General features: G+C 72.9%; 17 protein-coding genes. 15 read left to right on the top strand and 2 right to left on the bottom strand.

Going from position 1 to position 17,865, the window contains the following annotated elements; all coding sequences use genetic code 11:
- Nucleotides 1-310: 310 nt before the first annotated feature.
- The gene (gene radA / locus ACFRCG_RS44475; protein ID WP_380042367.1) at nt 311-1,702 is read right to left on the bottom strand and encodes a DNA repair protein RadA; all 1,392 of its coding nucleotides are present in this window, start codon (nt 1,700-1,702) and stop codon (nt 311-313) included.
- 133 nt (nt 1,703-1,835) lie between these two features.
- Here radA and ACFRCG_RS44470 point away from each other — a divergent pair, with 133 nt between their 5' ends.
- Nucleotides 1,836-3,359: a hypothetical protein gene (locus ACFRCG_RS44470; protein WP_380042366.1), complete on the top strand. Its 1,524-nt coding sequence runs from the start codon at nt 1,836-1,838 to the stop codon at nt 3,357-3,359.
- A 97-nt stretch (nt 3,360-3,456) separates the two neighbouring features.
- On the top strand, nt 3,457-5,082 hold the full coding sequence (locus ACFRCG_RS44465; protein WP_380042365.1) for a hypothetical protein: 1,626 nt from the start codon (nt 3,457-3,459) through the stop codon (nt 5,080-5,082).
- A 28-nt stretch (nt 5,083-5,110) separates the two neighbouring features.
- Here ACFRCG_RS44465 and ACFRCG_RS44460 read toward each other — a convergent pair whose 3' ends face one another.
- Nucleotides 5,111-5,854 carry a hypothetical protein gene (locus tag ACFRCG_RS44460; protein WP_379999106.1) on the bottom strand — a complete coding sequence of 248 codons (744 nt, stop codon included), beginning with the start codon at nt 5,852-5,854 and terminating at the stop codon, nt 5,111-5,113.
- Nucleotides 5,855-5,960: 106 nt separating this feature from the next.
- Between ACFRCG_RS44460 and ACFRCG_RS44455 the strand changes: the two genes are divergently transcribed.
- The 13 genes from ACFRCG_RS44455 to ACFRCG_RS44395 all read left to right on the top strand — a co-directional run bounded on the left by ACFRCG_RS44455 (nt 5,961) and on the right by ACFRCG_RS44395 (nt 17,801).
- Nucleotides 5,961-6,887 (top strand): Ppx/GppA family phosphatase, encoded by a 927-nt coding sequence (locus ACFRCG_RS44455; RefSeq protein WP_380042364.1) that lies wholly within the window; start codon nt 5,961-5,963, stop codon nt 6,885-6,887.
- Nucleotides 6,888-7,121: 234 nt separating this feature from the next.
- Nucleotides 7,122-7,937 carry a sugar phosphate isomerase/epimerase family protein gene (locus ACFRCG_RS44450; protein WP_380042380.1) on the top strand — a complete coding sequence of 272 codons (816 nt, stop codon included), beginning with the start codon at nt 7,122-7,124 and terminating at the stop codon, nt 7,935-7,937.
- Complete coding sequence (locus ACFRCG_RS44445) at nt 7,930-8,562, top strand: TetR/AcrR family transcriptional regulator (protein ID WP_380042363.1); 633 nt, start codon at nt 7,930-7,932, stop codon at nt 8,560-8,562. The genes ACFRCG_RS44450 and ACFRCG_RS44445 overlap by 8 nt, the downstream gene beginning before the upstream one ends.
- Nucleotides 8,563-8,720: 158 nt before the next feature.
- Nucleotides 8,721-10,574, top strand: a complete 1,854-nt coding sequence (ilvD, locus tag ACFRCG_RS44440) for a dihydroxy-acid dehydratase (RefSeq protein ID WP_380042362.1) — start codon at nt 8,721-8,723, stop codon at nt 10,572-10,574.
- Nucleotides 10,575-10,737: 163 nt separating this feature from the next.
- Nucleotides 10,738-11,514: an ABC transporter ATP-binding protein gene (locus tag ACFRCG_RS44435; RefSeq protein WP_380042361.1), complete on the top strand. Its 777-nt coding sequence runs from the start codon at nt 10,738-10,740 to the stop codon at nt 11,512-11,514.
- Nucleotides 11,511-12,248 (top strand): ABC transporter permease, encoded by a 738-nt coding sequence (locus tag ACFRCG_RS44430; protein ID WP_380042360.1) that lies wholly within the window; start codon nt 11,511-11,513, stop codon nt 12,246-12,248. Before ACFRCG_RS44435 ends, ACFRCG_RS44430 begins: the two co-directional genes overlap by 4 nt.
- Before the next feature lie 116 nt (nt 12,249-12,364).
- Nucleotides 12,365-13,174, top strand: coding sequence for a pyrroline-5-carboxylate reductase (gene proC, locus ACFRCG_RS44425; protein WP_380042359.1), 810 nt, complete (start codon nt 12,365-12,367; stop codon nt 13,172-13,174).
- Nucleotides 13,171-13,818, top strand: a complete 648-nt coding sequence (locus ACFRCG_RS44420) for an HAD family hydrolase (protein ID WP_380042358.1) — start codon at nt 13,171-13,173, stop codon at nt 13,816-13,818. Before proC ends, ACFRCG_RS44420 begins: the two co-directional genes overlap by 4 nt.
- A gap of 101 nt (nt 13,819-13,919) precedes the next feature.
- Entirely contained in the window at nt 13,920-15,125 is a 1,206-nt protein-coding gene (locus ACFRCG_RS44415) for an MFS transporter (protein WP_380042357.1), read from the top strand.
- 32 nt (nt 15,126-15,157) lie between these two features.
- On the top strand, nt 15,158-16,360 hold the full coding sequence (locus ACFRCG_RS44410) for an acetoin utilization protein AcuC (protein ID WP_380042356.1): 1,203 nt from the start codon (nt 15,158-15,160) through the stop codon (nt 16,358-16,360).
- A 54-nt stretch (nt 16,361-16,414) separates the two neighbouring features.
- Nucleotides 16,415-17,233, top strand: coding sequence for a phosphatase (locus tag ACFRCG_RS44405; RefSeq protein ID WP_380042355.1), 819 nt, complete (start codon nt 16,415-16,417; stop codon nt 17,231-17,233).
- Between the two features lie 146 nt (nt 17,234-17,379).
- Nucleotides 17,380-17,583: a helix-turn-helix domain-containing protein gene (locus ACFRCG_RS44400; protein WP_020549639.1), complete on the top strand. Its 204-nt coding sequence runs from the start codon at nt 17,380-17,382 to the stop codon at nt 17,581-17,583.
- Nucleotides 17,584-17,702: 119 nt separating this feature from the next.
- Nucleotides 17,703-17,801: a 30S ribosomal protein bS22 gene (locus tag ACFRCG_RS44395; RefSeq protein WP_012854759.1), complete on the top strand. Its 99-nt coding sequence runs from the start codon at nt 17,703-17,705 to the stop codon at nt 17,799-17,801.
- Nucleotides 17,802-17,865: the final 64 nt, after the last annotated feature.

Genomic DNA, 17,865 nt, shown 5'->3' with positions numbered 1-17,865 from the left:
GGCCGTCACCCGGGCATTTGCTCCGGTATGCACGGCCGGGAGCGCCTCAGGACCTGCGGACGACACAGGTCGGCCGCTACGTCGGAAGATCGGTGGAAAAGTCTAGTGCCTCCCGGCCGCCGACCGGTCGCCGCAACCGACTCGAAGCCGTGTTTCGGCACGGGTCGAGCGCGCCGCTCCGCGTGTCGAGTATGTCCGAGGCGACACATGGTCACTCCTCGGGGCACCCGGAAAGTTGCCGGACGGCGCCCGGGAGCGGGGCCGGGCACACGGGTGAGGGTGTCGCGGGGCCGGTCGGCGGGCCCAGCCGTCATGTGCGGTCGTCCCGGCGCTCGCGTGCGGAGACCAGGTTGAACGCGCGCAGCGCCTCGCGGATGTCGGCCACCTCGATCACCTTCATGCCCTTGGGGATCTTGCCGGGATCGGGCGGCACCAGGGCGTGTGTGAAGCCGAGCCGGAACGCCTCGGCGAGCCGCCGCTGTACGCCGGTGGTGCGGCGGATCTCGCCCGCGAGGCCGACCTCGCCGACCGCGACCAGCTTGGTCGGCAGCGGGTGGTCGGCGGCGGCGCCCGCGAGGGCCAGCGCCGCGGCCAGGTCGGCGGCCGGTTCGGTGAGCTTGACGCCGCCGACGGTGGCGGTGTGGATCTCGGTCTTCTCCAGGCGCACCCCGCCGCGCCGCTCCAGGACCGCGAGCACCATGCCGATGCGGGCCGAGTCCAGGCCCGAGGTGGCCCGCCGCGGGGTGGGGATCTGGGACGGCGCCACCAGCGCCTGGACCTCGACCACCAGGGGCCGTTTGCCCTCCAGGGTCACCGTGACGCAGGTGCCGGAGACCGGCTCGGCGCGCTGGGTCAGGAACAGGCCGCTGGGGTCGGTCAGGCCGGTGATGCCCTCGTCGTGCAGTTCGAAGCAGCCGACCTCGTCGGCGGTGCCGTAGCGGTTCTTGATCGCGCGGACCAGGCGTAGTCGGGCGTGGCGGTCGCCCTCGAAGTGCAGCACCACGTCGACCAGGTGCTCCAGCAGGCGCGGGCCGGCGATCGAGCCGTCCTTGGTGACGTGGCCGACCAGCACGGTGGCGATGTTGCGCTCCTTGGCGATGCGGATCAGCGCGCCGGTCACCTCGCGGATCTGCGACACGCCGCCGGGCGCGCCGTCGATCGCGGGCGAGGCGATGGTCTGCACCGAGTCGACCACGAGCAGGGCGGGCTTGACCGCGTCGACGTGGCTGATCAGCGCGGCGAGGTCGGTCTCGGCGGCGAGGTAGAGCTCCTCGTCGAGCGCGCCGATCCGGCCCGCGCGCAGGCGGACCTGGGCGGCCGACTCCTCGCCGGTGATGTAGAGGGTGCGGGCGGCCGGCGACGCGGACTTGCTCGCGACGTCGAGCAGCAGGGTGGACTTGCCGACACCGGGCTCGCCCGCGAGCAGTACGACCGCGCCCGGGACCAGGCCGCCGCCGAGCACGCGGTCCAGCTCGTCGACGCCGGTCGGGCGAAACCGGGCCTGCTGTACGTCGATCCGGCCGATCGGCAGCGCCGCGGTGGTGACGGGCCCGGCGGCGATCGAGCGGGCCTTGGGGGCGCCGAACTCCTCGACCGTGCCCCACGCGTGGCACTCGTTGCAGCGGCCCAGCCATTTCGGCCCGGTCCAGCCGCACTCGGTGCAGCGATAAGACGGGCGATCCTTCGTGGTGGTCCTGGCCATGCCAGGAACCGTAACGGCCCGCGCCGACAATGGAGGCGGGGCCGGGATCGATCACGGGCGGAATGTCTTGATCCTGTCACCGGGTGGGCAAAGCGATGGTGGCGGTCGGGCGTTGTGCCTACCGTGTGGCGGCATGGTGGGGGACGGTGCGGTGCGGGAATCCGGGACGAGGGACGAAACGGGCGCGGTGCCCGACGCGGTGGCGTTGTACGACAGCCACGGTGACGCGTTGTTCGGCTTCTGCGTGGCGCTCGGGTACCGGCCCCGGGTGGCCGAGCGGGTGGTGCGCGAGGCGCTGGCGCTCGCGCCGGAGCGGATCCGCGCGTTGCGCGATCCGCGCCGGAGCCGGGCGCTGCTGTACGCGCTGGTGCGGGTCGTGGCCGAGCGGGCGGCGGTGGAGCGGCCCGGTCCCGGGGTGGTCGAGCAGGTTTCGGCCGCGGGTGGCGCGGGGTGGTCGGTGCCCGATCGACGCCGGTTGGCGCCGCTGGTGCCGTACGCGCTGTGGGCGGTCGACGAGGACGAGCGGATCGCCCTGGACCTGTCGGCGCGGCACCGCCTGAGCGACGCCGAAGTGGCCGATGTGCTGGGCGTGTCCGAGCGCCGGGCGGCGCGGCTGCTCGCGCGCGGACCGGTGCAGTTCGAGCAGGCGCTCGCGGTGTACGCGGTGGCCACGCACGCGCGACGGGACTGCCCCGAACTCGCGCTGCTGCTGCCGGAGGCGGGGGCCGCGGTCGAGCCGGGTCTGCGGCAACCGCTGCACCTGCACGTCGACTCCTGCCCGGACTGCGTGGCGCTGGGCCCGGGGCCGGTGGAGGTGCGGGCGCTGCTCGCGGGCGGCGGGGCGACCAACGCGCCGTACGCGATCCGGATGGCGCTGCGCGCGGACGGCGCGGCCGAACCGGCGGATTCGGTGGATCCGGTCGAGCGGGGCGGCTTTCCGAAGGGCACGGGTCGGCCGAGGTCGCGGGTGCCGGTGGTGGCCGCGTGTGCGACGGCCGTCGCGCTGATGCTCGGCACGGCGGTGCTGTTGCGGCCCGGGGCCGAGCACGACACGCCGATCGCGCTGAGTTCGGCGCCGCTCCCCGAGCAGCCGCCGGCGCTGCATCCGGCCGAGCCGCCGGCCGTCTCGGCGAGTGTGGCCCCCAGTACCGCGCCCGCGCCGTCGACGACGCGGGCGGTGCCGACCTCGGCGCCGAGCACCCGGGCCGCCGCCGCGAAGCCGACCGCGCGGACGAGCCGGAGCGCCAAACCCTCGACGAACGCCGGCGCCCAGCTCGCCGGCGGGCCGGCGACCCTTCCCCGGTCGGGTGGCACCGACGCGGGCAATCCGGCGGCGCCGGGCACCCTGTCCTGGTCCCGTTCGACGGTGGACCTCGGCGCGGACGGCGCCGCGCAGACCGTCCGGCTCACCGCGACCGGCGGGCCGGTCACCTGGTCGCTGGCGGTGTCGGAAAACGACTGGCTCACGGTGAGTTCGCATGCTGGCACACTGGCCAACGGTCAGTCGATTTCGATCACGATCTCGGCGAATCCGGACAGGGCACCGGCTGCCACGTGGGCAGTGTCCGTTTCGGCGAATCCGACCGGTGTTTCGCTGACGGTCACCGGAGGACCGGCGTCGCGCGGAGGTGCGACGAACGAATTCCGGCAAAGGTGACGGATATTCACTCGAAAGTATGATTGTCGACCTCGAAAGGCGTATGAAAGTGCAAATCGCCTGAGTCGACGGCGCTCCGACACCTACGTTCACGAACGTGACGGATTCGGTAACCGGCCGCGCATCGGCCCCCGCCGCGGTGCTTTCGTGGGGACGCGCCGCCTACGACGCCTACGCCGAAGGGCTCTACACCTACTGCCTGTCGGTGCTGCGCGATCATCGGGCGGCCGCGGAATCCCTCCGCAGCACGTTCGTGCTCGCCGACCGTCACATCGGCCGACTGCCGGACCTGGATCTGCTCAAACCGTGGTTGTACGCCCTCGCCCGCTACGAGTGCCTGGTCCGCCTCGACGCCCACGTGCGGGTCGGCACCGGGACCGCCCGGCCCGAGAACGTACGGGTGGTGTGGGCGCACGAACGCAGCCTGCCGCCGCCGGCGGGCGACGCCGACGAGCCGACCGACCTGTTCCCCGGCACCGAGGCCGGGCGCGTCCCCGGGCGGTGCGGCGACCTGGACGAACTCGCCTGGCCCGACGCGGTGGGACTGGCGCCGGAGCGGCGCGAGGCGCTGGAGTTGTCGGTCCGGCACGGGCTCGATCCGCGCGGCCTGGCCGCCGTGCTCGGCTGTGACGAACAGCACGCCCGCAGCCTGCTCCTGTGCGCCGGGCGCGAGGTGGATCGGACCCGGGCGGCGGTCGCGGGCGCCGAGGCCTCGCACGGCTGCCCCGAGGGCCAGGAGTTGGCGACCGGACGGCTCACCTCGGCGCTGCGCGAACGATTGATCGCGCACATCGAGACGTGTCGGCGGTGCGGGCCGCACGTGCGCCGCGCGGCGACCCTGCTCGCGCCGACCACGGGCGCCGCGGCGGCGCCGGTCGCCCTCGCGCTGGTCGCCCCGCCCGCGGCACTGCGGATCGAGGTGCTGGCCGAGGTGGGCAAGGGCCGCTCCGCCCAGCGACCGCCGGAGCTCGCCCGCCGGGTCGCCGAGTTCGACCGGGACGGCTTCCCGGTCTTTCGGGCCCGAGTGGTCGAGCGCGGCAACCGCCGCCGGGCCACGGTGATCGCGGCGGTCGTGGTGGCCGCCGTGGTGGCCGCGCCCGCGCTGGCCCTGTGGCAGGCCTCCGGCGGGTCGGCCGCCGGGCCGACCGCCAGGGTGGTCACCATCGCGTCGGCCCACGTGGACACCGCCGACGCGAACGTGTCGAACGTGCCCGCCGCGCCGACGGCATCCCCGGCCGCGACCGCCGTGCGGCCCGGTGTCGGCGGCCCGTCGCACGGACGCGGCTCGGCGCCGGCCGCCGTCGCGCCGCCCGTGACGCCGCCGGACCCGATCGCGCCGGGCGTCGTGTTCGTGCCGCCCCCGGGTGACCCCACCCCCGTGCCGCCGCTGGTCACGGCCACACACACCGGCGATCGCACCGTGATCACGCTGCGCAACGTCGGCGCGGTCCCGGTCGACTGGCAGGCCCGGACCGGGGCGGCCTGGCTGCGTCCGAGCCGACCCCGCGGCACGCTCGCGCCGGGGCAGGAGGACACCGTCACGATCTCGGTCGTCGCCGCGAAGGCGCCCCGCGGGTCGTGGTCGGCCAAGGTGGTGATCGAGCCGGGCGGCACCGTGGTCACCATCGAGGGCCGCACCGGCGACCCGGCCACGTCGGGCCCGCCGCCGACGAGCGCGCCCGCGAGCACGCCGCGGCCGAGCGGCCCGGCCGCCGGCGGCTGAGCCGGGCCCGCTCCGGGCCGAGCCCCGGTCAGTCGACCGGATCCGCCGGGTGCGGCGCGATCGGCCGACCGCCGGCCAGTCGGGCCCGGCACGCCTCGACCAGGACCGCGTAGGCCGCCTCGCCCATCAGCTCGCGCAGTTCCGGCCCGTAGGACTCGTACACCGGCTCGCCCGCGCCGTGCGCCTCCGTGCTCCCGGTGCACCACCAGTGCAGATCGTGGCCGCCCGGGCCCCAGCCCCGGCGGTCGTACTCGCCGATCGTCACCATCAGCACGCGCGTCTCGTCCGGGCGGTCGATCCAGTCGTAGGTCCGCCGCACCGGCAATTGCCAGCACACGTCCGGCTTGGTCTCCAACGGATGCACGCCCTCGCGCAGCGCGAGCGCGTGCAGCGAGCACCCGGCGCCGCCGGCGAAGCCGGGCCGGTTCAGGAACACACACGCGCCGTCGACCAGCCGGGTGCGCTTGTCGCCGTCCTCGAACTCGCTGACCCCCTTCCGGGCGGCCAGGTCGTGGAACTGCCAGGTCTGCGGGGTCAGCCGTTCGGCCCAGGCCAGCACCCGCTTCTCGTCGTCCTCGTCCGACCAGTGCGCGCCCAGCGAACAACACCCGTCGGGCGCCCGCCCGGCCACCACGCCGTGGCAGCCGGCACCGAAGATGCACTGCCAGCGCGAGGTCAGCCAGGTCAGATCGCAGCGGAACAGCTGATCGGCGTCGTCGGGGTCGGGAAACTCGAACCAAGCACGCGGAAAATCCAGGTCTACCTCAGGCACACCACCAGCGTAGAGCGCCGGGCGGGATGTCCGGTTCGGCAAAGGCGTGGCAAGCGAGGGAACGCCCCCGCTCGCCGGCCCGGGTCGACGGATTACCTTCGTCACCATGCGACTCGGTGTTCTCGACGTGGGCTCGAATACGGTCCACCTGCTCGTGGTCGACGCCCATCAGGGTGCTCGGCCCCTTCCCGCGTACTCGCACAAGCGCGAGCTGCGCCTGGCCGAGCTGCTGGAGCCGGACGGGGGCATCGCCCCGCACGGGATAGATCTGCTGGTCCGCACGATGGCGGCGGCGCTCGAGGTGGCCGAGGACAAGGGCGTCGAGGACCTGCTGCCGTTCGCCACCTCGGCGGTGCGCGAGGCGGCCAACTCCGAGGCGGTGCTCGACCGGGTGCGGAGCGAGACCGGGGTGGACCTCCAGGTGCTCACCGGCGCGGACGAGGCCCGGCTGACCTTCCTGGCGGTGCGCCGCTGGTTCGGCTGGTCCTCGGGTCGGCTGCTCGTCCTGGACATCGGCGGCGGCTCGCTGGAGATCGCGGCGGGCGTGGACGAGGAACCGGACGCGGCCGCCTCGCTGCCGCTGGGCGCGGGCCGGCTGACCCGGAACTGGCTGCACACCGACCCGCCCACGACGGACGAGGTACGGGTGCTGCGCAAGCACGTGCGGGCCGAGATCGCCCGCACGGTCGCCGAGTTCAGCCGACTCGGCCGACCCGACCACGTGGTGGCCACGTCCAAGACGTTCAAGCAGCTCGCCCGGATCGCCGGCGCGCCGTCCTCGGGGGAGGGCCCCTACGTCAAACGTTCGCTGAGCCGCACCGGCCTGGCCGACTGGCTGCCCCGGCTGGCGACGATGACCGCGACCGAGCGGGCCGCGCTGCCGGGGGTGTCGGTGGGGCGCGCGCCGCAGCTGGTGGCGGGCGCCATAGTGGCCGACGCCGCGTTGGACCTGTTCGACGTGAACACGTTGGAGATTTGTCCGTGGGCGCTGCGGGAGGGGATCATCCTGCGCCGGCTGGACTGGATGGACTGAGGCCCGCCGGCGACGACGCGTCGGGTCGGTCGGGACGAATCGGGCCGATCGGGGCCGAGGGGGTCGAGCCGGACGGGGCGTCGGGTGGCGATTCGGTTCGGATCGGACGCGCCGATGCGGCGGGACGAGGTCGATCCGGCGGTCGATGGTTCTACTCTGGGCGACGTGGCCGACCACGACATACTCACGGGTACGGGGTCCGACCCGGCGGCGGCGCGCGTGCCGGACGCGGTGTTGCGGGTGCCCGACGCCAAGATCGCCCTGTCCACCGCCTCCGTGTACCCCGAGTCCACCGCGGACGGTTTCGAGATCGCGGCCCGGCTCGGCTACGACGGCGTTGAGGTGATGGTCTCGACCGATCCGGTCAGCCAGGACATCGAGGCGCTGCGCCGGTTGTCCGACCACCACGCGATGCCGATCCTGTCCGTGCACGCGCCCTGTCTGCTGATCACCCAGCGCGTATGGGGCACCGACCCGTGGGCCAAGCTGGTGCGCGCGCGGGACGCGGCGGTGCGGCTGGGCGCGCACACGGTGGTGGTGCATCCGCCGTTTCGCTGGCAGCGCAGCTACGCCCGCGACTTCGTGCGCGGGATCGAGCGCATGGCCGGCGAGACCGACGTGCTGTTCGCGGTGGAGAACATGTTCCCGCTGCGCTACCGGGACAAGGAGGTCGCGGCGTACGCGCCGGACTGGGACCCCGCCGACGAGGACTACCGGCACTTCACCCTCGACCTGTCGCACACCGCGACCTCGCGCTCGGACGCGCTGGACATGCTGGCCCGGATGGGCGACCGGCTGGGGCACGTACACCTGGCCGACGGCAGCGGCTCGCTCAAGGACGAGCACCTGGTGCCCGGACGCGGCACCCAGCCGTGCGCGGAAGTCCTGGAGCACCTGGCCCGCGCCTCCTTCGCCGGCGCGGTCGTGCTCGAGGTGAACACCCGCCGGTGCGGCAGCCGCGCCGAGCGCGAGGCCGACCTCGCCGAGGCGCTGGCGTACACCCGGCTGCACCTGGCGGCCGAGGCCGGGGCGGAGCGCCGGCATGGCTGACCCGAAGACCACCCCCGGCGCGCCCGACGTCCGGCGGCGCGGCCCGGGCCGGCCGCCCGGTCGGCGCGGGGACGCCGCGCAGACCCGGACCGGGATCCTGGAGGCGGCCCGCACCGAGTTCGCCGCGCGCGGCTACGCGGGCGCGTCGGTCCGGGCGATCGCCCGCGGCGCCGGGGTGGATCCCGCCCTCGTGCACCACTACTTCGGCTCCAAGGACCGGGTGTTCATCGCGGCCATGGACCTGCCGCTGGACCCCGAGACACTGATCGGCACGGTGTTCGCGCACGGCGTCGAGCACGCGGGCGAGCGGCTGGCCGAGTCGTTCGTGGCGTTGTGGGAACACCCGGACACCGGCACCCGGCTGTTGGCCATCCTGCGCACGGTGGTGCTGGACGGGGGCGGCAACCCGGCCTTTCGCGAGTTCGTCGGCGCGGAGTTGACCACGCGCCTGGCCGAGGGCATCGGCGGCCCGGACGCGGCACTGCGCGCGAATTTGTGCGTGAGCCAACTGCTGGGGGTCGCGCTGACCCGCTACGTGGTGTGCCTGGAGCCGATCGCCTCGACGCCGGCGGCCGAACTCGTCCGCCGGCTCGCGCCGATCCTCCAGCGCCACCTGAACGGTTGACCGACCGCCGCGCGCCCACCCGCGGGGCGCCCCGGCCGGCTCGGCGTGCGGGGGCCGCCGACGGTCGCATCGTGGACGGCCGCGCCGTCGGTCACGGTCGCGGACGTAAGCTCGAAAGCACCCGGATCCACCGGTGAATTGCTGAGAGGGTGTGTGCAGTGCCGCAACTCAGGTCTCGGACGGTCACCCACGGTCGCGAAATGGCGGGCGCCCGCGCGCTCCTCATGGCCGCAGGCGTCAAGCGTGCGGACTTCGGCAAGCCGATCATCGCGGTCGCCAACAGCTTCACCGAGTTCGTACCGGGGCACACCCACCTCCAGCCCGTCGGCCGCATCGTCTCCGAGGCGATCTCCGCCGCCGGCGGCATCCCGCGCGAGTTCAACACGATCGCCGTCGACGACGGCATCGCGATGGGCCACTCGGGCATGCTCTACTCGCTGCCCTCGCGCGAGCTGATCGCCGACGCGGTCGAGTACATGGTCAACGCGCACCAGGCCGACGCGGTCGTGTGCGTGTCCAACTGCGACAAGATCACCCCCGGCATGCTGATGGCCGCGCTGCGGCTGAACATCCCGGCCGTGTTCGTCTCCGGCGGTCCGATGGAGGCCGGCACCGCGGTGATGGTGGACGGTCGGGTGCGTCCGCACCTGGACCTGATCACCGCGATCGCCGACTCCGCGTCGGACAAGGTCTCCGACGAGGACCTGGAGCGGATCGAGGACGCCGCGTGTCCGACCTGCGGGTCGTGCGCGGGCATGTTCACCGCCAACTCGATGAACTTCCTGGTCGAGGCGATGGGCCTGGCGCTGCCGGGCAACGGCTCGGTGCTGGCCACGCACACCGCGCGCAAGGCGCTGTACGAGGGCGCGGGCCGCACGATCGTGGAGATCACCAAGCGCTACTACGAGCAGGACGACGAGAGCGTGCTGCCGCGCAACGTGGCCACCCGCAAGGCGTTCGAGAACGCGATGGCGATGGACATCGCGATGGGCGGCTCGACCAACACGATCCTGCACCTGCTCGCCGCCGCCCAGGAGGCCGAGCTGGACTTCACGATGGCCGACATCGACGCGCTCTCGCGCCGGGTGCCCTGCCTGGCGAAGGTCGCGCCGAACAACGCGCCGTACCACGTGGAGGACGTGCACCGCGCGGGCGGCGTGCCGGCACTGCTGGGTGAGCTGTACCGCGCCGGGCTGCTGCACGAGGACGTCACCTCGGTGCACGCCGACTCGCTCGCCGAATGGCTCAAGACCTGGGACGTGCGCGGCGGTTCGCCCTCGGCCGAGGCGGTCGAGCTGTTCCACGCGGCCCCGGGCTGCGTGCGCTCGGCCACCGCGTTCAGCCAGTCGGAGCGCTGGGACTCGCTCGACCTGGACGTGGCCTCGGGCTGCATCCGCGACGTGGCGCACGCGTACAGCCGCGACGGTGGTCTGGGCATCCTGTACGGCAACCTCGCCGAGGCGGGCTGCGTGGTCAAGACCGCCGGCGTGGACGAGTCGATCTGGACCTTCTCCGGCCCGGCCGTGGTGGTCGAGTCGCAGGAGGAGGCGGTCGACGCCATCCTGACCAAGCGGGTCAAGGAGGGCGACGTGGTGGTGGTCCGCTACGAGGGCCCCAAGGGCGGCCCGGGCATGCAGGAGATGTTGTACCCGACGTCGTTCCTCAAGGGTCGCGGGCTCGGCGCGAAGTGCGCGCTGATCACCGACGGGCGTTTTTCCGGCGGCACCTCGGGGCTGTCCATCGGGCACGTCTCGCCCGAGGCGGCGGCCGGCGGCGCGATCGCGCTGGTGCGCGACGGCGACATCATCACCATCGACATCCCCAACCGCCGGATCGAGCTGGAGGTCTCCTTCGAGGAGCTGGCCGAGCGGCGCGAGCACCTGCTGCACGACCTGGGCAAGTACCGCCCGGCGAAGCGCGAGCGGGTGGTCAGCACGGCGCTGAAGGCGTACGCGGCGATGGCCACCAGCGCGGACAAGGGCGCGGTGCGGGACGTGTCGTTGTTCGACTGACGCGTCGCGCGTATCACGTTGTCGAAGGGGCGTCCCGGCTGCGGCCGGGGCGCCCCTTTCGGCTCCCGGGGTCGACCGGCCCACATGGTCGCTCCCTCCGCCGACGGGGGGAAATCGTAGGGAATCGCTTGACGGCGCCATGGGGGGAGCGCATATTCAACACATGATGAATTATGGCGAGGACGCGATCCGAGCCGAAGGGCTGCGGGTCGTGCGCGGTGGGCGCGTGGTGCTCGACGACGTCTCGTTCGTGGTGCCGCGCGGGAGCGTCACCGGACTGCTCGGGCCGAGCGCATGCGGCAAGAGCACGCTGATGCGGGCGATCGTCGGCGTGCAGGCGCGGGTGAGCGGGCGGCTGGACGTGCTCGGGCTGCCCGCCGGGCATCGGCGGCTGCGCAGCGCGATCGGCTATGTGACGCAGGCGCCGTCGGTGTACGCGGATCTGACCGTGCGGGAGAACCTGCGCTACTTCGGCCGGCTCCTCGGCGCCGCGGCCGACGACCTCGACCGGGTGCTGCGCGAGGTGGACCTGACCGATCGGCAGGACGCCGCGGTGGCCCGGCTGTCCGGCGGGCAGCGGGCCCGGGTGTCGCTGGCCGCCGCACTGCTCGGGACACCGGAGCTGCTGGTCCTGGACGAGCCGACGGTCGGCCTGGATCCGGTGTTGCGCCGCGACCTGTGGGGCCTGTTCCACCGGCTCGCGGCCGGCGGCGTCACGCTGCTCGTGTCCAGCCATGTGATGGACGAGGCCGAGCGCTGCGAGCGGCTGTTGCTGCTGCGCGACGGCGCGCTGCTGGCCGACGACACCCCCGAGGCGCTGCTGGCCCGTACCGGGACCCGGGACGCGGAGGCGGCCTTCCTGGCGCTGGTCGCCGCCGCCGAGCCGGAACCGGCCGCATCCACCGCAGCGACCGCGTCGGCCCCGAGGAGCGCGTCATGACCGGCACCGCCACCACCGCCACCGCCCGCCGGGTGCTCGGCCAGTTGCGGCACGACCCGCGCACCGTCGCGCTGATGCTCCTGGTGCCGTGTGTGCTGCTCACGCTGCTGTACTGGCTCTACGACGACCGGCCGGAGCAGTTCGACCACATCGGCGGGCCCCTGCTGGGGATCTTCCCGTTCGTGGTGATGTTCCTGGTCGCCTCGGTGGCCACGCTGCGCGAGCGCTCGACCGGGACGCTGGAGCGGCTGCTCACCATGCCGATCGGCAAGATGCAGTTGATCGGCGGCTACGCGCTCGCGTTCGGCATCGTCGCGGTGCTCCAGGCGGCGGTGGCCACCGGGCTCGCGATCGGGCTGCTCGATCTGGACGTGGTCGGGCCGACCTGGCTGATCCTGTGCGTCGCGGTCCTGAACGCGCTGCTCGGAATGGCCCTGGGCCTGCTGGTGAGCGCGTTCGCCGACACCGAGTTCCAGGCGGTGCAGTTCCTGCCCGCGGTGATCCTGCCGCAGTTCCTGCTGTGCGGGCTGTTCGTGCCGCGCGATCGTATGCAGCCGGTGCTCGAAGCGGTCTCCGACGTGCTTCCGCTGTCGTACGCGGTGGACGCGATGACCCGGCTCTCCACCGAGCACGACGTCTCCGGCCTGCTGCTGCGCGACGTCGCGGTGATCGCGGGCTGCGTGCTCGCCGCGCTCGGGCTCGGGGCGCTGACCCTGCGCAGGCGCACCCCCTGAGCGGCCCGGGGCCCGCGCCGAGGCCCACCCTCGGACACGTGTACGTACCGTACGGTGGCCATCGTGGGCACCGGGCGTGCCCCTGACGGACCAGGAACGCGAGAAAGTGTGGGGCCATGGCTCAGCGGGTCGCCGTCGTCGGCACCGGGAAAATCGGTGAAGCGCTGTTGTCCGGGATGATCCGGGCGGGCAAGAGCCCCGACGACCTCCTCGTCACCACCCGTCGCGCCGAGCGGGCCGAGGACCTGCGCCGCCGCCACGGCGTCGAGGCGGTGAGCAACGCCGAGGCCGCCAAGGCCGCCGACATCCTGATCCTGACCGTCAAGCCGCAGGACATGGGCGCGCTGATGGACGAACTGGCCCCGCACGTACCCGCCGACCGGCTCGTGGTCAGCGGCGCGGCGGGCATCACCACCAGGTTCCTGGAGGCGCGCCTGGCCGCAGGCACCCCCGTGGTGCGCGTCATGTCCAACACCCCCGTGCTCGTGGACGAGGGGATGAGCGCGATCTCCGGCGGCGCGCACGCCACGGAGGCGCACCTGGAGCGGGTCGAGGAGATCTTCGGATCGGTCGGCAAGACCATCCGGGTTCCGGAGAAGCAGCAGGACGCGGTCACCGCGCTGTCCGGCTCGGGACCGGCCTACTTCTACTTCCTGGTCGAGGCGATGACCGACGCCGGCATCCTGCTCGGCCTGCCGCGCGCCGCCGCGCACGACCTGATCGTGCAGGCCGCGATCGGCGCGTCGGTGATGCTGCGCGACTCGGGCGAGCACCCCACGCTGCTGCGCGAGGCGGTGACCTCGCCGGCCGGCACCACGATCGCGGCGATCCGCGAGTTGGAGAACCACGGCGTGCGTGCCGCGCTGCTCGCCGCCCTGGAGGCCGCGAGCAACCGTTCGCAGGAGATCGCCGAGGGCCTGTCGTGAGGCCGGAGCTGGTCCTGTTCGACAACGACGGCGTGCTGGTGGACAGCGAGCCGATCGCCAACCGGGTGCTCGCCGCGCTGCTCACCGAACTCGGCGTGCCCACCGCCTACGAGGACTCGCTGCGCGACTACCTCGGCGGCACCATGGCCCGGGTGCACACGATCGTCCGCGAGCGGGACGGCGTCACGTTGCCCGAGGACTTCGATCACGTCTACCACGAGCGGGTGTTCGCCGGATTCCGGGCCGAGCTCGAAGCGGTGCCGGGGGTCGTCGAGGTGCTGGCCGCGCTGGACGCCGCGGGCGTGCCGTACTGCCTGGCCTCCTCCGGCACGCATGAGCGGATCCGGCTCGCGTTGACCCGCACCGGGCTGATCGGGCGTTTCCCCGAATCGGTGATCTTCAGCAGCCAGGACGTCGCCCGGGGAAAGCCCGCGCCGGACCTGTTCCTGCACGCGGCGGCGACCATGGGCGTCGATCCCGCGCGCTGCGTGGTGGTCGAGGACAGCCCGCTGGGGGTCGAGGCCGCGCGGGCGGCCGGGATGACCGTGTACGGCCACGCCGCGATGACGCCGCCGGAACGGCTCGCGGACGCCGACGCGCTGTTCAAGGACATGGTCGAGCTGCCGGGACTATTGGGCATTTGACGGATTTCGCCGGTTTTATCCGGTCGGCGAATCTGACGGTTCATCAAAAGATCTCCTCGGCCCCTGTCCGTGGAAGTGACCCGTCGGTAGCGTGCTCGCCCATGCGGGTGAGAGAACCGGCCACCGGGTCGGCCAAGGACGAGACGCTGCGCCGTGCGCGGTTCAGCCTGCTCGCGTGCTTTTTGATCCAGGGCGTGTCCTTCGCGCTGCTCGTCACCCGGATCCCGGCGATCCAGCGCCGCTACGACATGGGCGACGGCACGCTCACCGCGGTGCTCTCCGTGGTGCCGATCGTCGCGGGTGTGGGCAGCGTGATCGCGGGCGCCCTGGCCCGGCGATTCGGCAGCCGTACCGTGCTGCGGGTGTCCCAGCCGATCGTCTGCGCCACCCTGATCGGGGTCGGCGCCGGGGACCGGCTGTGGCAGTTGGCGATCGTGCTCTTCGTATTCGGGCTGTCCCTGGGCGCGGTCGACGCCACGATGAACATGCAGGGCGTGGCGATCCAGGCCCGCGCGGGGCGCAGCATCATGCTCGGCTTCCACGCCTCGTACAGCCTCGGCGGCCTGGCCGGGGCGGGCGCGGCCGGGCTGTGCGCGTGGGGCGGGGTGCCGTTGGTCGCGATGTACGCGGGCGCCGCCGCGCTGACCGTGCCGGCCCTGCTTGTGGTCGGCCCCGGCTACCTGCGCGTGGACGACGCGCCGCGGGTCGTGGCCGCCGACCCGGAGCGGCCCCGCCGTACCCTGCCGTGGCGTCCGCTGATCCCGCTGTGCCTGGTCATGACGTTCGCCTACATCGGCGACTCGACGGTGGCGAACTGGAGTGCGGTCTACCTGGAGAAGGTGCTGGACAGCTCCGAGGCGTTCGCGGTGGTCCCCTATATCGCGTACATGGTCACCACCCTCGTCGGCCGCGGCGTCGGCGACCTCGCGGTGCGCCGCTGGGGCATGGTCGAGGTGGTCCGCGGCGGCGCGGTGGTCGCGGCGGCCGGGTTCGCGGTCGTACTCGCCGCCCCGCACGCCGCGGTGGGCCTGCTCGGCTTCGTGATCCTGGGCGTGGGGTTGTGCGTACTGGTCCCGCAGACCTTCGCCGCGGGTGGTCGGCAGTCGCCGGAGGACGCCGACGAGGCGGTCGCCCGGCTCAACATCTTCAACTACGTCGGCTTCCTGATCGGCACACCGCTCGTGGGCGGGATCGCCGACCTGGCCTCGTTCCGCCTGGCGATGCTCGTGCCGATGTTCCTGGTGCTCGCCGTACTGCCGCTCGCCCGCGCCTTCGCCCCGCACGGTGAACCCGCTCACGACCGATGATCGAGAACCGGCCCGGGCGGTAGCGTGACCGCATGAGTCGAGCGGTGCACGTGCTGTGGGACGACGGGATGACCGGGTACGACTTCGGATCGTGGCACCCGATGAACCCGGTCCGGCTGCGCCTGACCATCGACCTGATCCGCGCGTTCGGCCTGCATACCCTCCCCGAACTGCGGGTGCGCGGCCCGAAGCCGGCGACCGACGCGGACCTGGCCATGGTGCACACCGACGCGTACACCGCCGCCGTGCGCGCCGCCTCCCTCGACCCCCGGATCGCCGACGGCACGTTCGGGTTCGGCACCGAGGACACCCCCGCCTTCGCCGGGATGCACGAGGTGTCCGCGCTGATCGCCGGCGCCTCGATCGCCGCGGCCGAGGCGGTGTGGCGCGGGCCGGAACACCCCGACGGCGCGGACCACGCGATCAACTTCGCGGGCGGGCTGCACCACGCGATGCCCGACGCCGCGGGCGGGTTCTGCATCTACAACGACCCGGCGCTCGCGATCGCGCGCCTGCTCGAACTCGGTGCCGAGCGGGTCGCGTACGTGGACATCGACGTACACCACGGCGACGGTGTGCAGCGGGCGTTCTGGGACGACCCGCGCGTGCTCACGATCAGCCTGCACGAGAGCCCGCGCTTTTTGTTCCCGGGCACCGGTTTCGCGAGCGAGATCGGCGGGCCGGACGCCGAGGGCTTCGCGGTCAACGTCGCGCTGCCGCCCGGCATCGCCGACGCCGCGTGGTTGCGCGCGTTCGACGCCGTGGTGCCGCCGCTGCTCGCGGACTTCCGCCCCGACGTGCTGGTCAGCCAGCACGGCGCGGACACCCACGTGGACGATCCGCTGGCCCACCTCGCGCTGAGCCTGGACGCGCAGCGCACGGCACACGCCGCGCTGCACACGCTCGCCCACGAACACGCCGGCGGGCGCTGGATAGCCACCGGCGGCGGGGGCTACGCGACGATCGACGTGGTGCCGCGCTCGTGGACGCACCTGGTGGCGGAGGCGGCCGGTCATGCCATCGAGCCCACCCGCGAGGTGCCGCTCGACTGGCGCGAAGAGGTCCGGATGCTCACCCGCCAGGCCGGTCCGCACCGGATGACCGACGGCGGGACCGGCGATTTTCGGCCGTTCTCCACCGGCTACGACCCGGCGGACCGCACCGACCAATCGATTCTGGCCACCCGGCGGGCGGTCTTCCCGGCGCACGGCCTCGACCCGATGTTCGACCTGTGACCCGGTGGTCCCGACGCCTGCGGTGACCCCGACCCGTGACCCAAGGAGCTGTGCGTGACCGTTGCGGTTCCCACCCCCTCGGAGCTTCGCTCCCATCTCGTGCGCGGCCGGATCGCCGGCGATGTGGCGACCACGAGGGAGAACAACCTCCGGCACTACCGACTGATGAGCGAGCGGCATCCCGGCCATCTGTTCGGCCTGGAGCCGGACGGTCGGTGGACCGCGGACGACGTACTCGCGCTGATGGCGCGCCGTTGCGGAGTGGTGGCCGACCCGGCCCACCGCAGCGGGCAGGACACCATCGACCCGGACCTGACCGTGGCCGCGCTGGACGCGTACGCGGACCGGATCGCGCTCGCCGCCGAGCGTCGTGAGCGGGTGATCGTGGCCACGGGTCACCCGGACGGGCTAGGCGATTGGTACCGCACGCTGGCGCGCGTGTTGCGCGAGGCGGGGTGTACGCTCCTGCGCCCCGCCGCCGGGTGGAGCTATCGCACGCCCACGGCCGAGGGCGGGCAAAGTCGCGCGATCCGGTATCGGGGCGACGTGGCGATGGTGGTGGACGACGCGGGAGATTTCCGACACACCCACTCCGCGCGCGGGATCCGGGCGATGCTGGCCGAGTTGGCGGCCGGGTCCGAGCCGCTGCCGGATCTGCTGATCGGGGACCACGGCTGGGCCGGAGGCGCAGGTCAGGCGGGGGTCGCGGCGATCGGCCTCGCGGATTGCAACGACCCCGCGCTGTTCGTGGCGGCCGAGGAGGGGCGGGTCGAGGTGGTCGTCCCGCTGGACGACAACGTGGCGCCACACCTGTATGGACCGGTCATGGCGTACGTGCTCGATCGGTCCGGACTGTCCGGAATCGATCGGTAAAACAGCCTGATGGGCGATTCAGGTGGGATAACTACTCCTCTTCCCCACTGGTACCACACGCCACTACTCTGGAGGGACGCACGTGCGTGTGGCAGTCGCCGGAGGGGAAGCCGGCGCCCGACGCGTGCTGAATGGTTCGGTGCGTCATGGCTTCTGGAGAGAGGCCTCTCAACGAGGTCAACTTCTTGACTGTGGCCGAGGTGGCCGCGGTGATGCGGGTGTCCAAGATGACGGTGTATCGCCTGGTCCACAGTGGCGAGATGCCGGCCATCAGGGTTGGTCGGTCCTTCCGAGTTCCGGAGCAGGCCGTCCACGACTACCTGCGAGACTCCTACGTGGAAACAGCGTAGGGGGGCATTACGGACCGCCTCGTTTAGAGGTGGGCCGGGGCGGCGAGTAGGCTGACCCCCAGTTGTGCGGGCTGATCCGGCTCCGCGCGGTAGAAACGTCACGTGAGCGAGGGTTGTCGGTGGGCTCTGTCATCAAGAAGCGTCGCAAGCGCATGGCGAAGAAGAAGCACCGCAAGCTTCTCAAGAAGACGCGTGTGCAGCGTCGCAACAAGAAGTAGGCATCCCACCGGCTTGCGCCGCTGAAGCCTTGGGCGACCGCCCGCCGCGCTCCCGAAACGGGGG

It is taken from the genome of Embleya sp. NPDC056575 (assembly GCF_042793325.1).
Lineage (GTDB): Bacteria > Actinomycetota > Actinomycetes > Streptomycetales > Streptomycetaceae > Embleya.
The sequence above is the reverse complement of the archived record's forward strand: the minus strand, read 5'-3'. Positions and strand labels throughout refer to the sequence as shown.

Bases quoted from the DNA above. Each gene is read 5' to 3' on its own strand.
- ACFRCG_RS44435 (WP_380042361.1), top strand. From the start codon at position 10,738: ATGATGAATTATGGCGAGGACGCGATCCGAGCCGAAGGGCTGCGGGTC.
- ACFRCG_RS44430 (WP_380042360.1), top strand. From the start codon at position 11,511: ATGACCGGCACCGCCACCACCGCCACCGCCCGCCGGGTGCTCGGCCAG.
- ACFRCG_RS44470 (WP_380042366.1), top strand. From the start codon at position 1,836: ATGGTGGGGGACGGTGCGGTGCGGGAATCCGGGACGAGGGACGAAACG.
- ACFRCG_RS44410 (WP_380042356.1), top strand. From the start codon at position 15,158: ATGAGTCGAGCGGTGCACGTGCTGTGGGACGACGGGATGACCGGGTAC.
- ACFRCG_RS44455 (WP_380042364.1), top strand. From the start codon at position 5,961: ATGCGACTCGGTGTTCTCGACGTGGGCTCGAATACGGTCCACCTGCTC.
- proC (WP_380042359.1), top strand. From the start codon at position 12,365: ATGGCTCAGCGGGTCGCCGTCGTCGGCACCGGGAAAATCGGTGAAGCG.
- radA (WP_380042367.1), bottom strand. From the start codon at position 1,702: ATGGCCAGGACCACCACGAAGGATCGCCCGTCTTATCGCTGCACCGAG.
- ACFRCG_RS44400 (WP_020549639.1), top strand. From the start codon at position 17,380: ATGGCTTCTGGAGAGAGGCCTCTCAACGAGGTCAACTTCTTGACTGTG.
- ACFRCG_RS44415 (WP_380042357.1), top strand. From the start codon at position 13,920: ATGCGGGTGAGAGAACCGGCCACCGGGTCGGCCAAGGACGAGACGCTG.
- ACFRCG_RS44445 (WP_380042363.1), top strand. From the start codon at position 7,930: ATGGCTGACCCGAAGACCACCCCCGGCGCGCCCGACGTCCGGCGGCGC.